The organism is Pseudomonas sp. P867 (assembly GCF_019891455.1).
Taxonomy (GTDB): Bacteria; Pseudomonadota; Gammaproteobacteria; order Pseudomonadales; family Pseudomonadaceae; genus Aquipseudomonas; species Aquipseudomonas synxantha_A.
Genome location: NZ_JAFLXB010000006.1, coordinates 221,037 through 237,408, shown reverse-complemented (window position 1 = coordinate 237,408; position 16,372 = coordinate 221,037). Strand labels below are relative to the sequence as shown.

At 59.9% G+C, this 16,372-nt stretch carries 15 protein-coding genes; 4 read left to right on the top strand and 11 right to left on the bottom strand.

Annotation, left to right across the window (positions count from 1 at the left end; genetic code table 11):
• Window positions 1–141 precede the first annotated feature (141 nt).
• Genes radA through katB form a run of 3 tightly spaced genes read right to left on the bottom strand, consistent with a single transcriptional unit; the run spans window position 142 to window position 3,683 of the window.
• Window positions 142–1,509 carry a DNA repair protein RadA gene (gene radA / locus J1G33_RS13765; protein ID WP_005791613.1) on the bottom strand — a complete coding sequence of 456 codons (1,368 nt, stop codon included), beginning with the start codon at window positions 1,507–1,509 and terminating at the stop codon, window positions 142–144.
• Window positions 1,510–1,544: 35 nt separating this feature from the next.
• The gene (locus J1G33_RS13760) at window positions 1,545–2,084 is read right to left on the bottom strand and encodes an ankyrin repeat domain-containing protein (protein WP_223018223.1); all 540 of its coding nucleotides are present in this window, start codon (window positions 2,082–2,084) and stop codon (window positions 1,545–1,547) included.
• A gap of 57 nt (window positions 2,085–2,141) precedes the next feature.
• The gene (gene katB, locus J1G33_RS13755; protein WP_005791616.1) at window positions 2,142–3,683 is read right to left on the bottom strand and encodes a catalase KatB; all 1,542 of its coding nucleotides are present in this window, start codon (window positions 3,681–3,683) and stop codon (window positions 2,142–2,144) included.
• Window positions 3,684–3,970: 287 nt separating this feature from the next.
• Here katB and mscL point away from each other — a divergent pair, with 287 nt between their 5' ends.
• A complete protein-coding gene (gene mscL, locus J1G33_RS13750) occupies window positions 3,971–4,390 on the top strand; it encodes a large-conductance mechanosensitive channel protein MscL (RefSeq protein ID WP_005791618.1) in 420 nt (139 codons plus the stop codon).
• 40 nt (window positions 4,391–4,430) lie between these two features.
• Here mscL and J1G33_RS13745 read toward each other — a convergent pair whose 3' ends face one another.
• Window positions 4,431–5,207: a ferredoxin--NADP reductase gene (locus tag J1G33_RS13745; protein WP_223018222.1), complete on the bottom strand. Its 777-nt coding sequence runs from the start codon at window positions 5,205–5,207 to the stop codon at window positions 4,431–4,433.
• A gap of 458 nt (window positions 5,208–5,665) precedes the next feature.
• On the opposite strand from J1G33_RS13745, the gene J1G33_RS13740 reads away from it, so the two are divergent.
• Together J1G33_RS13740 and J1G33_RS13735 are read left to right on the top strand one after the other, a co-directional pair.
• Window positions 5,666–6,376, top strand: a complete 711-nt coding sequence (locus tag J1G33_RS13740; RefSeq protein ID WP_032879393.1) for a LuxR family transcriptional regulator — start codon at window positions 5,666–5,668, stop codon at window positions 6,374–6,376.
• Window positions 6,377–6,520: 144 nt separating this feature from the next.
• Window positions 6,521–7,645, top strand: coding sequence for a class I SAM-dependent methyltransferase (locus tag J1G33_RS13735; RefSeq protein ID WP_078822376.1), 1,125 nt, complete (start codon window positions 6,521–6,523; stop codon window positions 7,643–7,645).
• A gap of 66 nt (window positions 7,646–7,711) precedes the next feature.
• On the opposite strand, the gene J1G33_RS13730 is transcribed toward J1G33_RS13735, so the two are convergent.
• The 3 genes from J1G33_RS13730 to J1G33_RS13720 are packed head-to-tail and all read right to left on the bottom strand — an operon-like array spanning window position 7,712 to window position 10,340.
• Entirely contained in the window at window positions 7,712–7,879 is a 168-nt protein-coding gene (locus J1G33_RS13730) for a DUF2474 domain-containing protein (protein ID WP_078822377.1), read from the bottom strand.
• A 12-nt stretch (window positions 7,880–7,891) separates the two neighbouring features.
• Entirely contained in the window at window positions 7,892–8,899 is a 1,008-nt protein-coding gene (gene cydB / locus J1G33_RS13725) for a cytochrome d ubiquinol oxidase subunit II (protein ID WP_005791627.1), read from the bottom strand.
• Window position 8,900: 1 nt separating this feature from the next.
• Complete coding sequence (locus tag J1G33_RS13720; protein WP_005791629.1) at window positions 8,901–10,340, bottom strand: cytochrome ubiquinol oxidase subunit I; 1,440 nt, start codon at window positions 10,338–10,340, stop codon at window positions 8,901–8,903.
• 316 nt (window positions 10,341–10,656) lie between these two features.
• On the opposite strand from J1G33_RS13720, the gene J1G33_RS13715 reads away from it, so the two are divergent.
• Complete coding sequence (locus J1G33_RS13715; RefSeq protein WP_005791631.1) at window positions 10,657–11,895, top strand: MFS transporter; 1,239 nt, start codon at window positions 10,657–10,659, stop codon at window positions 11,893–11,895.
• A 137-nt stretch (window positions 11,896–12,032) separates the two neighbouring features.
• On the opposite strand, the gene J1G33_RS13710 is transcribed toward J1G33_RS13715, so the two are convergent.
• The 4 genes from J1G33_RS13710 to J1G33_RS13695 form a co-directional block, all read right to left on the bottom strand.
• Window positions 12,033–14,216, bottom strand: a complete 2,184-nt coding sequence (locus J1G33_RS13710; protein WP_223018221.1) for a xanthine dehydrogenase family protein molybdopterin-binding subunit — start codon at window positions 14,214–14,216, stop codon at window positions 12,033–12,035.
• On the bottom strand, window positions 14,213–15,202 hold the full coding sequence (locus tag J1G33_RS13705) for a xanthine dehydrogenase family protein subunit M (RefSeq protein ID WP_078822380.1): 990 nt from the start codon (window positions 15,200–15,202) through the stop codon (window positions 14,213–14,215). Before J1G33_RS13705 ends, J1G33_RS13710 begins: the two co-directional genes overlap by 4 nt.
• A complete protein-coding gene (locus J1G33_RS13700; protein WP_103734826.1) occupies window positions 15,199–15,723 on the bottom strand; it encodes a (2Fe-2S)-binding protein in 525 nt (174 codons plus the stop codon). Before J1G33_RS13700 ends, J1G33_RS13705 begins: the two co-directional genes overlap by 4 nt.
• Before the next feature lie 96 nt (window positions 15,724–15,819).
• Window positions 15,820–16,266 carry a DUF4879 domain-containing protein gene (locus J1G33_RS13695; protein WP_005791635.1) on the bottom strand — a complete coding sequence of 149 codons (447 nt, stop codon included), beginning with the start codon at window positions 16,264–16,266 and terminating at the stop codon, window positions 15,820–15,822.
• Between the last annotated feature and the right edge of the window lie 106 nt (window positions 16,267–16,372).

The window sequence follows — 16,372 nt, the reverse complement described above, 5'->3', positions numbered from 1 at the left end:
GCCAACACAACTCAAATGTGGGAGGGGCGGTGCGACGATTCGACTTGCTCCCGATTGCGGTGGGTCAGTCAGCCTATCTGTTACTGATTCACCGCAATCGGGAGCAAGCCCCCTCCCACATTGGATTTGCAATGCTGGTGATTATTCGAACAGTGCATCCAGCGCCTGCTCCAGGCGTGTCACCCCAATCACCTGCAAACCTGCCGGCATTTCCTTCGGCGCATTGCCCTTGGGCACGATCGCCCGCTTGAACCCATGCTTGGCCGCCTCCTTCAACCGCTCCTGCCCACTGGGCACCGGGCGGACTTCACCCGACAGGCCGACCTCACCAAACACCAGCAGATCATGGGGCAGCGGCCGATTGCGCAGGCTGGACATCACCGCCGCCATCAGAGCCAGGTCGGAGGCGGTCTCCAGCACCTTGACGCCGCCCACTACGTTAAGGAAAACATCCTGGTCATGGGTCGGAATGCCGCCGTGACGGTGCAATACCGCCAGCAACATCGCCAGACGGTTCTGGTCCAGGCCAAGCGTGACCCGCCGCGGGTTGGCCAAATGGCTGTCATCCACCAGCGCCTGGACTTCCACCAGCATGGGCCGGGTACCCTCCCACGTCGCCATCACCACACTGCCCGGGACTTCTTCCTGGGCGCGAGTGAGAAAAATCGCCGAGGGGTTGGAGACTTCTTTCAGCCCACGGTCAGTCATGGCGAACACACCCAGCTCGTTCACGGCGCCAAAGCGGTTTTTTACCGCCCGCAGCAAACGCAGGCGGCCATCGGACTCACCTTCGAAATACAGCACGGTATCCACCATGTGCTCCAACACCCGTGGCCCGGCCAGCGCGCCTTCCTTGGTCACGTGGCCGACCAGGAAGATCGCCGTGCCGCTCTGCTTGGCGTAGCGCACCAACAGCGCCGCACTTTCGCGCACCTGGGACACGCCGCCCGGCGCCGATTGCAGTTGCTCGGTGAAAATCGTCTGGATCGAGTCAATCACCATGACCTTGGGCTTTTCAATCCGCGCCGTGGCGATGATGCTTTCGATGCAGGTTTCAGTCATGACCCGCAGCTGGTCCTGGGGCAGGCCCAAACGGCGGGCGCGCATGGCCACTTGCTGTTGGGATTCTTCACCGGTGACGTACAGCGCCGGCATACGGCTGGCGATGCTGCACAGGGTTTGCAAGAGGATGGTCGACTTGCCGATGCCCGGGTCACCGCCGATCAGCACCACCGAACCATCGACCAGGCCACCGCCAAGTACGCGGTCCAGTTCGCCGGACGCGGTGGAGAAACGCGGGATCTCTTCGACGCTGACCTCGGCCAGTGTCTTGATCTGTGCCTGTTGCCCGGTCCAGCCGGCGCGGCCGGTAGGGGCTGCGGCACCACCGCTTTCAATCATGGTTTCAGTCAGGGTGTTCCACGCACCGCATTCGGAGCACTGGCCCGCCCATTTGGGAAAGGTCGCGCCGCACTCCGTGCAGCCGTACATGCGCTTGGCCTTTGCCATGTGAGAACCTCCAACCGAAAAACCGCGATGATAGCTCAGCGCGACGCCGGGGTCCGGATTTCGCCACTGGCCAAACGTGAAGCACTGTTACCGACGGGGTCCTCGGCGTTCAGGTCTGCGCCTTTGGCTTGCAGTTCACCCAGCAACTCGACGCGTTTGAACAGCCCGGCGTACATGGCGGCAGTCTGTCCCGCGCCATTGCGTTGGTCCGGGTTGCAGTCGGTGGCCAGCAGGCGCTGGGCGATTTTCAGCTCACCCTTGAAGATCGCGCCCATCAGCGCCGTGTTGCCGCGTTTGTCCTGTACGCAGGCGTTGGCACCCGCGTCGAGCAGACGCTCCACGTACGAGCCCTGGCCGTGATAAGCGGCGAGAATCAGTGCCGTGTAGCCTTTGTCATCCTGGATGTTGAGGCTGTAGCCGGAGTCGATAAAGGTATTGAGCATGTCGAGGTCGCCACGGCGAGCGGCGTCGAAGTAGTAATCCTGCAACTGGGCCTTGAGCGCCACTGGGTCGGGAGACTTCGCATGGGCGACAAAGGCCAGCATGGCCATCAGTAAACCGATAGAGATACGCATAGGGGCTTCTCCTGCCAAAGGTCGACGCCCGTAGAGGCGCCGACCGCAACCAACGAATCAGTCAGTCAGTTTTTCCGCCAGCGCCTTCACGCGAGCCAGATCACCTTTGGCCACCTTGGTCACGCCGGTGCCGTATTCCGGATCAGCCTTGTAAAGGAACGACAGGATGATGTGCTTGCTCTCGTCATCGGTGGTGGCCAGCGAGCCGCCGAAATTGTCGATCAAGTCCTGACGCTCTTTCTTGGTGTAGGAGCGGTACAGGTCACCGGCCTGTTTGAAGTTCTGCTCGCGCTGGATCTTCGCCTGCTGGGTGCTGCCCGACAGCGGCGACTGGCTGTAGCGCGCGGTTTGCGGCTCTTCGCGTGGCAACAGCCGGCTTGGCTGGTAGTTCACGCCGGTGGTGGTCTTGCCGAAGTTCATCGCACCGTCCTGGTTACCGTTGTTGACGGTGACCCGTGGAGCGTTGATCGGCAGTTGCAGGGCGTTCGCACCCAGGCGGTACATTTGCGTATCGGCATAGGAGAACACCCGGCCTTGCAGCAGACGGTCTTCCGACGGCTCGATGCCCGGCACCAGGTTGGCAGGCGCCATCGCTACTTGCTCGGTTTCCTGGAAGACATTGGCCGGGTTGCGATTGAGCACCATCTGCCCGACTTTACGCTCCGGTACATCCGGCCAGATCTTGGTGGCATCCAGGGGGTCGAAATCAAACTTGGCCAAGTCCTCGGGCTTGAGCACTTGCACATACAAGTCCCACTTGGGGAAGTCGCCCTTGTTGATATGGGTGACCAAGTCGTTGGTCATATGACTGTAGTCACGACCCTGTACTTCGGTGACTTGCTTGGGATCCAGGTTCTTGATGCCTTGCAGGCTCTTCCAGTGGAACTTGACGTAGTGCACTTCGCCCTTGGCGTTGATCAACTTGTAGGCATGTACGCCATTACCGTCCATCTCGCGGTAACTGGCCGGGGTACCGGAGTCCGAGTACAACTCGGTCAAAGTACGCGTGGCTTCGGGAACATGGGAGAAGAAGTCGAAACGGCGCGAGTCGTCATCCAGGTTAGTGCGTGGGTCGGGTTTAAAGGCATGGACCATATCCGGGAACTTGATGGCATCGCGGATAAAGAAGGTCGGGAAGTTATTGCCAACCAGGTCCCAGTTACCTTCGGCGGTGTAGAACTTGGTGGCAAAACCCCTTGGGTCACGCAGGGTTTCAGGGGAATGGTTACCGTGGACGACCGCCGAAAAGCGTACGAACACTGGCGTGGTTTCACCGGCGGCGAACACCTTGGCCTTGGTCAGGTCGCTGAGGTTGTCGGTCACCGTGAAGGTGCCATGGGCGCCAGTACCGCGGGCATGTACCACACGCTCGGGGATGCGTTCGCGGTCAAAGCGCTGCAACTTCTGGATCAGCTGAACGTCCTGCAACAATACCGGGCCGTTCGCTCCGGCCGTTTGCGAGTTCTGGTTATCACCGACGTTGGCCCCGTTATCGCGGGTCAGGTTGGCGGCTTGCACGGAGAGGGACAGCAGGCTGGCGGTCACCAGTGCCAACGCGTGACGCGCGGACACGGGCCTGCGGCGGATTGGAGTGTTCATCGAGGTTTCCTCTGGTTTTTTTAGCGCACATTCTGTTGTGCTTGTCAGAGGCTAGAGACCTGCGAGTCAGAAGATAAATAGAAAAACGCCACAGGCCCGATTAATAAAATAATCTGGTAACTGGCTGAAATGACGGGTAATTCGCGCGCGACTGGTGGCACTTTGCAAACTATTTGCGTTTTAATGTGTCGATAAAAATCGACAGTGTTAACAGTTGTGTCGAGCAAGCCTTGTACGACTGAATTACACTGACCTCCACCCTTCTCAACTGTAACAAGGAATAACCTATGGGCGTGATCAGTGAGTTCAAGGCCTTCGCGGTCAAAGGTAATGTGGTCGACATGGCCGTCGGTATCATCATCGGCGCCGCCTTCGGCAAAATTGTTTCCTCGTTTGTAGGCGACGTGATTATGCCGCCTATCGGTCTGCTGATCGGGGGTGTGGACTTTGCCGACCTGGCGATAACGCTCAAGGCCGCGCAGGGTGACGTACCGGCGGTGGTGCTGGCTTATGGCAAGTTCATCCAGAGCATCATCGACTTCGTGATCGTTGCTTTTGCGATCTTCATGGGTGTGAAGGCCATCAACCGCCTGAAGCGAGAAGAGGCCGTAGCCCCTAGCTTGCCACCGACGCCGACCAAGGAAGAAGTGCTGCTGGGCGAGATCCGCGATCTGCTCAAGGCTCAAAATAACAACAAACCGCTTTAATCAGCGGTTGCAAAAAGGCGCCTCGTGAGGCGCCTTTTTTCTACCAGTAATTTTCTACTGCAACCTGACCAGGGCGTCGACTCAGGCTCAGTTGCATGTCCCGTTGCTTGAGTAGCTGGCGGGTGTCATCGACCATCTGCGGATTACCGCAAATCAATACGCGGGAGTGTTCCGGCGTTAACTCAAGGCCGGCCGCACGCTCCAGTTCGCCATTTTCTATCAGCGTGGTAATGCGCCCGTTGAGCGCACCCGGATATTGCTCGCGAGTGACGATGGGGATGTAGGTGAGTTTATGCGCGTACTCGGACAAGTACTCGCGCTCCCCCAGTTCCTTGATCAGCGCCTGGTAAGCCAGCTCTTTCGCTTCCCGCGCGCTGTACACCAGAATGATGCGTTCGAATTTTTCCCAGACCTCAAAGTCCTGCAGGATCGACAGGAACGGCGCAACCCCTGTGCCGGTGCCCAGCAGCCACAGGTCGCGCCCGTCGACAAAGCGATTAAGGGTCAGGAAGCCGGTGGCCTGGCGCTCTACCAACAAGGTGTCGCCAACCCGCAGCCGGCTGAGTTCGCTGGTGAACTCCCCGCCAGGGACAACGATGGAAAAAAAGTCGAGATGCTCATCAAAAGGCGATGACACCACAGAATAGGCACGCCACACGGTGCTGCCATCGGCCTTGGTCACACCCAGGCGCACGAACTGGCCGGCGGTAAAGCGAAAGCCTGGGTCGCGAGTGGTGCGCAGGGTGAAGAGGCTGGGGGTCAGCGATTGCACGTCGAGCAAGGTCTGGCGGGTAAATTTCTCAGCACTGGCCGTCATGGGAGGCTCCGTTTTGCACAGGCCGCTAGTGTCTCTCAAAGCAGATGACGCAAACACCGTTGATTTGTACTGGCATTGCATTTACCCATCGCGCACCGCCTGTCAGTGACGCAAGTGAGCCAGCGGTTCACCCGCAATCCGCAGCAAACAACGCGCCGCACACTCATACTAATCATTTGGCTATTAACCCAACCGGAATGCGCCACAAGATGAAACTACGCCGTCCGAAGACGTCATTTTGATATCACCTGCAAGTCATTAAAACCAGTGCAAAAAAAATGTCCCATCGGTTTTTTCATACAAACCAATAACGCTTGTACATATCTGAAACCCGAAGACCAACCACTTGATGAATTTTTTTTCAGACTAGCTTGTACGACGTGTCCTACACTTGTTTTCGTGTTGGATTGGGGATCAGGAAGTACCCAAGTCACAAAGAAACCCATGGAGAGTTACCGATGGTCAATTGGCACAATTCACGGCTGCCCAAGCTGGAAGGCGAGAGCGAAATCACCACCGTGTATGAAATGGTGATCAACCGCACTCAGGAAATGGGGTTCAAATATTGCTCGTTCACAATGAGTACTCAATCCGAAAATACCCAAGCAAAGCCTTTCAACTGCAACAACTACCCAAATGAATGGAACAAAATCTATCAACAAGCAGGTTTCTTCGACAAAGATCCGGCTGTAGTTCACTGCAAGCACTCTGTACTGCCCATCCTCTGGGAGAAGCAAGCCTTCAGTAACGCACCTGAATTGTGGGACTTGGCTCAGTCATTTGGGGTGCATAGGGGCTGGTCCCAGGCGGTGCATGATTTCAAGGGTGTATTCAGTATGCTGACCCTGGTGCGTGACAAGGGTGAGGTCAGCCCTGAAGAGCTTTACGAAAAAGCCGGTCAAGTATTGTGGCTCTGCCATGCGATGCATGCGGTCGTCGCGCTTCAATACACCGGCGAGCCCATCGACGAGGCGCCATTCAAGTTAACGGCCCGCGAAACGGAGATTCTCAGATGGTGCGCCATGGGCAAGACTGCCGCGGAGATCGCTCGCATTCTGTGCCTGTCCGAGCGCACGGTGGGTTTTCATGTCGGCAGAGTACTCAGCAAATTGAAGGTCACCAGTAAGATCCAAGCTGTGCTCTGCCTCGCCAAAGCCGGAATGCTGTAATCGTCAATTAAACACCCCATGTCATTGCGTAAAAAAAAACGTAACATTTACGGCCAACTCTGAGTGTTGATGCCGCCCCCTTCAGTGGGTCGCGTCGCCGTTCACTCAGACGGTTCCGTCGATTACCCAGAGCATTCTTCCCCCATGCCCCTGCTTGACAGCCCCTTCGCCCAGCTCGATCTGATTCGTCAGCCAGAGCAACACAATGATCCGCTGCAAGCCTTCGATGCCGCCGACGAGTACCTGCTCAACCACCTTGGCGCACAGCAACCCAATGCGCTGACCCGCGTGCTGGTACTCAATGACAGCTTCGGTGCCCTCGCGGCCAGCCTTGCGGGCCAGATGTTGGTGACCTCCAGCGGCGACTCGTTCCTCGCCGCCCAAGCCCTGGAGAAAAACCTGGTGCGCAACGGCAAGGCGTTTGATGCCGTGCCATTCGTACCCGCCAGTACCGCGCCGGTGGGGCCCTTCGATCGGGTGCTGATCCGTGTGCCAAAAACCCTGGCGCTGCTGGAAGAACAGTTGATCCGCCTGCAAGGGCAATTGGCGCCGGGCGCCGAGGTGATCGCCGGGGCGATGGTCAAGCACTTGCCCCGCGCCGCCGGTGAACTGCTGGAGCGTTACATCGGGCCGATGCACGCGACGCTTGCGGTCAAAAAGGCGCGATTGCTGATCGCCACCGTGGCAGATCGTCCTGTCGCCGTCTCGCCCTATCCCACCCGCTACAGGCTGGACGCGCCAGCGATCGAGTTGCTCAACCACGCCAACGTTTTCTGCCGCGAGGGCCTGGACATCGGCACCCGCGCCTTCCTGCCGCACCTGCCGAAAAACCTTGGCAGCGCCCGCGTGGCAGACCTGGGCTGCGGCAATGGCGTATTGGCGATTGCCAGCGCTCTGCAAAACCCCGACGCGCAGTACACGTTGGTGGATGAGTCCTATATGGCCGTGCAATCGGCGGCTGAAAACTGGCAAGCCGCTCTGGGCAATCGCGACGTTATTGTACGTGCCGATGACGGCCTGGCCGGTCAGGAGGCGCAATCGTTGGACGTGGTGCTGTGCAACCCACCGTTTCATCAACAACAAGTGGTGGGTGACTTCCTCGCCTGGCGCATGTTCCAGCAGGCACGCGAAGCCCTGGTAGTGGGCGGCGCGTTGTATATCGTGGGTAATCGCCACCTGGGCTACCACAGCAAGTTGGCGCGATTGTTCCGTGGCGTCGAACAAGTGGCGGCCACACCAAAGTTCGTCATCCTCAAAGCGCGCAAATAAAAAAGCCCTGCCCTTCCAATAGAAGAGCAGGGCTTGCCTCTCACGCTGGCAGGCCGGTTCGGTATGTCAGTGCGTGGTCAGGCCCGCCGCATTCATGAACATGCGCATCAGGCTGGCCACCACGAACAGGGCCAGCACGCTGCCCACCCAGATCCCCGCCAGCCATCCCAGGCGCCGCCACAATGGCTGCTTCTCGGCCTGTTCAATCTCGTGCAGTGAAGGTTTACCGGACATGTTTCAACCCTCCTAGTGGTAGCCGTCTTCGTGGGTGACCTTGCCGCGGAACACGTAGTAGCTCCAGAAGGTATAACCCAGGATGAACGGGATGATGAACAACGTGCCCACCAGCATGAAGCCCTGGCTTTGCGGCGGTGCCGCAGCGTCCCAGATCGACACGGACGGCGGGATGATATTGGGCCACAGGCTGATGCCCAGGCCGCTGTAGCCAAGGAAAATCAACACCAGCGTCAGCAGGAACGGCGTGTAGTGCGCATGACGGGCCACGGCGCGGAACAGTCCGTACATCGTGACCAATACCAGAACCGGCACCGGCAGGAACCAGAACAGGTTCGGCAAGGTGAACCAGCGCGAAGCGATTTCCGGGTGGGTCAGCGGCGTCCAGATACTGACGATACCGATCACCGCCAACACCACGAAAGCCAACGGCCGCGCCAGGTTATGCATCTGCTCCTGCAACTTGCCCTCGGTTTTCATGATCAGCCAGGTGCAGCCGAGCAAGGCATAGGCCACGATCAGCGCCACGCCGCAGAACATCGTGAACGGTGTGAGCCAGTCCAGTGAACCACCGGCAAACTGGCGGTCCACCACCGGGATGCCATCGATAAAGGCGCCCAACGCCACGCCCTGGAAGAAGGTTGCTGCCAGCGAGCCACCGATAAACGCCTTGTCCCACAGGTGACGCTTGTGGTCCTTGGCCTTGAAACGGAACTCAAAGGCCACGCCGCGGAAGATCAGCCCGATCAGCATCAGGATCAGCGGCAGATACAACGCCGACAACACCACCGAATACGCCAGCGGGAACGCGCCAAACAACGCCGCGCCGCCGAGTACCAGCCAGGTTTCGTTGCCGTCCCATACAGGGGCCACGGTGTTCATCATCACGTCACGGTCGACTTTGCCGGGGATAAACGGAAAGAGGATGCCGATACCCAGGTCGAAGCCGTCCATGACCACATACATCATGATGCCGAAGATGATAATCACGGCCCAGATCAGCGGAAGATCAATACCCATCTCAATTCCCCTTGTGCTGGATGTGGTCGTGGTCGTTATCGCTGCCATCGTCGGCGGCAGACAACGGACGCGCCGGGGTGCGTTTCTGACCAGGGCCACCATGGGCCGGTTCGGTACTGTCGTGAGTCACAGGGCCCTTGCGCACCAGGCGCATCATGTAACCCAAACCGGCACCGAACAGCGCGAAGTACACCACCACGAACAACACCAGGGTAATGGTCATCTGCGCCAGGCTATGCCCGGACGAGGCATCTGCGGTGCGCATCAGCCCGTAGACCACCCAAGGCTGGCGGCCGATTTCAGTGGTGAACCAACCAGCAAGAATCGCAATCAAGCCCGACGGGCCCATCCACAGCGCCAGGTACAGGAACGGCTTGGATGTGTACATCTTGTCGCCACGGCGCAGCCACAGGCTGAACAGACCGGTGAAGATCATCAGGAAACCCAAGCCAACCATGACCCGGAACGACCAGAACACGATGGTCGAGTTGGGGCGGTCCTCAGGCGGGAACTCCTTGAGGGCCGGCACCTGCTTGTCCAGGGAGTGGGTCAGGATCAGACTGCCCAGGTACGGGATCTCGACCGCGTATTTGGTCTTCTCGGCTTTCATGTCCGGCCAGCCGAACAGGATCAACGGCGTCGGCTCGTTGCCGATGTTTTCCCAGTGGCCTTCAATCGCGGCGATTTTTGCCGGTTGATGCTTGAGGGTATTGAGGCCATGGAAGTCACCGATCACCGCCTGGATGGGCGCGACAATCAGCGCCATCCACATCGCCATGGAGAGCATTTTGCGGATCGCCGGGTTGTCCTTGCCGCGCAGCAAATGCCAGGCCGCCGACGAGCCGACGAAGAATGCCGTGGCAACAAATGCAGCCGTGGCCATGTGCATCAGGCGATAGGGGAACGAAGGGTTGAAGATCACCGCCAGCCAATCGGTGGGAATCACCCGGCCATCAATGATTTCAAAGCCCTGTGGCGTTTGCATCCAGCTGTTGGAGGCAAGAATCCAGAACGTGGAGATCAACGTCCCCACGGCCACCATCACCGTGGAGAAAAAGTGCAGCTTGCGCCCCACCTTGTTCCAGCCGAACAGCATCACACCGAGGAAACCGGCCTCAAGGAAGAAGGCCGTGAGCACTTCGTACGTCAGCAATGGCCCGGTGACAGCACCGGCGAAGTCGGAGAAACGGCTCCAGTTGGTGCCGAACTGATAGGCCATGACCAAGCCGGAGACCACACCCATGCCGAAGTTGACGGCAAAGATCTTCGACCAGAAATGGTAGAGGTCACGGTAGGTATCGTTATGAGTCTTGAGCCACAAGCCCTCCAGCACCGCAAGGTAACTGGCCAGGCCGATGGTGATCGCCGGGAACAGGATGTGAAACGAGATGGTGAACGCGAATTGAATTCGGGCGAGATCTAGCGCCTCCAAACCGAACATAAGTCTTCCTCTGTCAGGTAATACCGGCTGCTGGCTGGGAGCCTGCACCCACTGCCCCCACGGATATGGAGTGTGGCGAATTTCAATTCGTTTCTTTTTTTACCCATCTCGTGGGGATTCTGGCCTTGCGGCCGCCAGAGCAATTCCGGGGCAGGTTTTGATCTGGATCAAGCATCGTTGAAAGAGTAGTCCCATTTTTGCTGTAGGACTGTGTGGTCTTTTGCCGCGTGACAGCTTGCCTCAGCCCTGTTCTTGCAACTATTTGTTACAGCTTGATGCTAATCTCGCCATTCCCCCGTTGCCGACCTGATTGCCGATGCCCAGTGAACCCGCGTTGCTGTTACGTCACCACCGCCCTTTCATCGCGTTCTGGCTGGCGCGGATCTTTACCGCCAGCGGTTTCCAGATGCTCACCGTGGCGATCGGCTGGAACCTCTACCAACTGACCGGCAACGTGCTGGACCTGGGGCTGGTTGGCCTGGTGGAATTCGTACCGCGCGTGCTGTTCATGCTGCACACCGGGCATGTAGCCGATCGCTATGAGCGACGCAGGGTCGCCGCCATTTGCCAGACGTTACAGGCGCTGATTGCCTTGTCCCTGGCCATCGGCGGCCTGACCGGCAACGTGACCCGCGAGATGATCTTTATCCTCGCCTTCCTGCTGGGCGCTGCGCGCTCATTTGAAATGCCCACCACCCAGGCGCTGCTGCCGAGCATCGTGCCCAGCGCGTTGTTCCCACGGGCCGTGGCGGCATCGCAATCGGCCCAGCAACTGGCGACCATCGTCGCACCCGCCGTTGGCGGTTTGCTCTACGCGTTTGGTAGCGTGTGGGTGTACGGGCCGACCGTGGCGCTGTACCTGATTGCCTGCGTCCTGACCTTGAACCTGCCCGCCCGCCAGACGCCGCTCAACAAAGCCAAGGCCACGATGGACTCGCTGCTGGCCGGCATCCGCTTTATCCGCAGCCGCCCGGACATCCTCGGCGCCATCTCCCTGGACCTGTTTGCCGTACTGCTGGGCGGCGCCACCGCGTTGCTGCCGGTGTTCGCCAAGGACATCCTGCTGACCGGCGCCTGGGGCCTGGGCCTGCTGCGTTCGGCACCGGCGGTGGGCGCCTTGCTGATGTCGCTGTGGCTGGCGCGGTTCTCGGTAGACCGCAAGGTAGGACGCGTGATGTTCACCGCCGTCGGCGTATTCGGCGTGGCGACCATTGCCTTCGGCCTCTCGACCTCGTTCTGGTTCTCCCTCGCAGTGCTGGTAGTGCTCGGCGCGGCGGACATGATCAGCATGGTGATCCGTGCGTCGTTCGTGCAACTGGAAACACCGGATGAGATGCGTGGGCGAGTCAGCGCGGTCAATGGCCTGTTTATCGGTGCATCCAATCAACTGGGCGAGTTCGAGTCCGGGATAACCGCCCATTGGTTCGGCACCGTGCCGGCGGTGGTGATGGGCGGGATCGGCACCCTGGTGGTGACCGGGGTATGGATCAAGTTGTTCCCGACCCTGGCCAATCGCGATCGTATGCATGTACCGGTGGAAGAAACCAAGCCATAAGCTTAAGCGTTGTACCCTGTGGGAGCCGGGCTTGCCCGCGATAACAGTGTATCAGGCAACTCTCTGGTGGCAGAGGCACCGCCATCGCAGGCAAGCCAGCTCCCACAGTTGGAGCTTCGGTGTTTGGAACACCGGTGCTAGAGCACTTTATCCAAGGTGATCGGAAACTCCCGCACCCGCTTGCCGGTGGCATGGTAAATCGCATTCGCCACCGCCGCCGCCACGCCGACAATGCCGATCTCCCCCACGCCCTTGGACCCGAGTGCGTTGACCACATCGTCGTGTTCTTCGACAAACAGCACGTCAATCTCGCCGATATCGGCGTTCACCGGGATGTGGTACTCGGCCAGGCTGTGGTTCATGTAGCGTCCCAATTGATGGTCGACCTGGGTCTCTTCATGCAGCGCCATGCCAATGCCCCACACCACGCCGCCAAGGATCTGGCTGCGGGCCATCTTCGGGTTGACCACGCGCCCCGCAGCAATCGCGCTGACCACACGGCTGACCTTGATGGTGCCCAAGTCTTCATCCACCCGCACTTCGACGAACACCGCCGAGTGCGTAGCGCTGGCATAGCCCTCGCGCTTCTTGTCGGGCTCGCTGTCGACCTGTACCTGCAAGGCGTCTTCACCGCTGTCCTTGACCAGTTGCGCCAACGACACGCTCACGTCACCGCTGTGTAGCTGGCCGTCTTCAAACCGAACCGAATCGGCATCCTTGAATACCGGGTAAGTCTGCCGGGCGATCTCCAGCAATTTGGCATTCAGCGCTTCGCACGCTTGCTGTACGGCGGTGCCGACGGAAGACACGGTAAACGAACCGCCCTGCAACGGCGCCGTGGGCAATGACGAATCACCCAGCAGAAAGCTGATATCGGCCATCGCCACGCCACTGGCCTGAGAGGCAATCTGGGTCATCACCGTGTAGGTGCCCGTGCCAATGTCGGTGGTGGCACTGCTGACGGTGAGTTTGCCGCGGCTATCGATGCGTGCCTTGGCGCTGGCCTTCATCTGCATGGCTTCCCACACCCCACCGGCCATTCCCCAGCCGATCAACTGGCGACCGTCGCGCATACTGCGCGGTTCCGGGTTGCGCTGGCTCCAGCCGAAACGTTCGGCGCCTTCGCTGTAGCATTCGCGCAGGGCTTTGCTCGACCAGGGTTTGTCTTCGTTCTGGTTACGCTCGGCGTAGTTGATCAGCCGCAGTTGCACCGGGTCGATGGCCAAGGCACAGGCCAGTTCATCCATGGCACATTCCAGGCCGATCACGCCCAGCGCAGCACCGGGGGCGCGCATGTCCAGCGGGGTAAAGACATCCAGCGGCACCAGCTTGTAGGTCAGTTGCACGTTGTCGCAGTGATAGAGCATGCCGCTCCACTCCACCACGTGCTCGCTGAAATCCTCGAAGCGCGAGGTCTGGCCAATCGCGGTATGCCCCAGGGCCAGCAAGCGCCCATTGGCGGCGGCCCCCATCTGCAAACGCTGCAAAGTGCGTGGGCGATAGCCGAAGGTGAACATCTGCTGGCGAGTCAGGGTCACGCGCACCGACCGCTTGAGCGCCAGGGACGCCATCACGGCCAATGGCAATTGGTACTGCGGGCGCAGGCCCGAACCGAAGGCGCCACCGACAAAGGCAGCAAAAATGCGCACCTGGCTTTTATCCAGGCCGAACACTTTTTGCACGTACGCTTGGCAGTTCTGCGGGCCCTGGGTTTTGTCGTGGATATGCAACGTGCCGTCCGGCTGATACAGCACGGTGCTGGCATGGGGCTCCATGGGGTTGTGGTGTTCGACGGGGGTGCTGTAATGCAGATCGAGGCTGATCGCCGCACCGGCCCACTCGGCCTGAAAGTTACCGCGTGGTTTGGGCGGTGTCTGCGGTGAAGGGTAGGCCCCTTCCTGCTGGGTGAGCAGGTCCGTTTCGAAATCTTCAGGCGCGTATTCGATGTGCACCAGTGAACCGGCGTGCCGGGCCAGTTCCAGGTTATCGGCAATCACCAAGGCCAGGGGCTGGCCGCTGTAAAGCACGCGGTCGTTGTACAGCGGGCGAAAGGGTGAGCCGTCGGCTGCATCATCATCCTGGAAGGCGTCGTCGTAACTGGCGATTCTGGGGCGATTGAGGTGATCAATGACCTCGACCACGCCGGGCAAGGCCAGGGCCTTGGAGGCATCGATCTTTATAACGCGGCCTTTGGCGATGGTGCTGGAGACGACGCTGCCATGCAGCAGGCCATCCTCAGGGAACTCACCGGCATAACGCGCCTGGCCTGTGACCTTGAGCAGACCGTCGACACGGTCCAGGGGTTTGCCGATGGCACTCATGGCTGTTCTCCTGCGACAGCGGCGTCGCTCAAGGCACGGATGATTGCGCGTCGTGCCAGTTTGATCTTGAAGCCGTTGTGCTCCAGCGGCTCGGCGTCTTGCAATAGGGCATCGGCAGCGTTGCTGAAGGTTTCGCGGCTGACGGTCTGACCGACCAATGCCGCTTCCACTGCGCGGTCGCGCCAGGGTTTGTGCGCCACCCCGCCAAGGGCCAGGCGCGCATCGATGATGGTGTCGCCGTCCAGTTCCAGCGCCGCAGCCACCGACACCAAAGCAAAGGCATACGAGGCCCGGTCGCGGATTTTCAGGTAGTGGCTATGCCGGGCCAGATGGTCGGCAGGCAGTTCGATCGCGGTGATCAGTTCGTCATCGGCCAATTGGTTGTCGCGCTGCGGCGCATCGCCGGGCAGACGGTGGAAATCGGCGAACTCGATGACGCGTGCACCACCACGCCCTTCTACATGCACCCGCGCCTGGAGCGCCGCCAGGGCCACGCACATGTCCGAGGGATGCGTGGCCACGCACTGCTCACTGGCGCCAAGGATCGCATGAATGCGATTCAACCCCGTACGCGCCGGGCAGCCGCTACCGGGCTCGCGCTTGTTGCACGGCACCGTAGCGTCATAGAAGTAGTAGCAGCGGGTGCGCTGCAACAGGTTGCCACCGGTACTGGCCATGTTGCGCAATTGCGGCGAGGCCCCCGCCAGGATCGCTTGGGACAACAATGGGTAACGCTGTTCGATCAGCGGGTGCCAGGCCAGATCGGCATTGCTCACCAGCGCGCCGATCCGCACGCCGCCGTCGGCGGTTTCTTCAACCTCGTGCAAGGGCAAGCCGGTGATATCGATCAAGTGTTCCGGGCGGCTGATGTTTTCTTTCATCAAGTCCAGCAGGTTGGTGCCCCCGGCAATAAAGCGCGAGGCCGCGTTGCTCAGGTGCACCGCCTCTTGAACATCGGCAGGCTTGCTGTAGTGGAAGGGGTTCATTGTTCACCTCCCGAGCGGTGGCACGCCGGCAGCGCCTCTTCGATGGCGTCGCGGATATTGCTGTAGGCACCGCAGCGGCACAGGTTGCCGCTCATCAGTTCCTGGATCTGCGCACGGTCGTGGGCGCGGCCTTCATTGGCCAGGCCCACGGCGGAACAGATCTGGCCGGGGGTGCAATAACCGCACTGGAAGGCGTCATGCTGGATGAAGGCTTGCTGCATGGGGTGCAACTGGTCGCCTTCGGCCAGCCCTTCGATGGTGGTCAACTCGGCGCCGTCGCACATCACGGCCAGGGTCAGGCAGGCATTTACGCGCTTGCCGTCACGCAATACGGTGCAGGCACCGCACTGACCGTGGTCGCAGCCCTTTTTGCTGCCGACCAGGTCCAGCTGCTCGCGCAGCAGGTCGAGCAAGGTGGTCCAGGGCAGCACATCCAATTGGCGCGGCTGGCCGTTGAGTGTCATGCGTATCGGGTGGCGGGCAAACGGCTGGGCCGCCGCGCCATTGGGGTTTGCGCTCATAAACACCTCACGGGTTGAAGTACATCCGCGGAGTTCAGGAAAATCGCCGTCTTAGGGGTACGACTTCTCGGGATTTTGAGCGTTCAAGATGATTGATCAGCGGATATTGAGCTGGGCTTTCAAGGTGTTTTGCGGGGGGTTGATCGAGGTATTGGTGAATTCGAACCAGCCCTGGGCCTGGACATTCAGGTCGAACACATAGATGTAGCCCATCAAGGTGCCCACGCCGTTGCACGCCTCACTGATGTTGCCCACCTGGCACACCGCCGTGCGTTGCCCGTTCAACTCTGCGCCATTGAAGCGGCCCATCGGGCTGTTGCCCAGGCCGACTTCCATGACCGACACCTGGGTGGGCCCACGGTGTTCGCACATCTGGGTGGTGTTCACCCGTTCGGGGATGGTTTCGCTGCATTTTGCCGATTCCACCTTGAACACCCGCACCTCGCTCAACGCCGGTGCAGCCGCGCCCCACGCCGGTGCTGCGCCCAGCCACAGGCTGATACTGGCGATCAGAGCTAGACTCCACGCGTTGGCTTTTTTCATGCTGGCAATGACCCGGTATTGAACGTCGGCGCAGTATGCCTCAAGGCCATGCGCCACACAGCCTCGGCTGCTGGTATGATGCGCCGCTTTTTCCGATCCTCTCTGA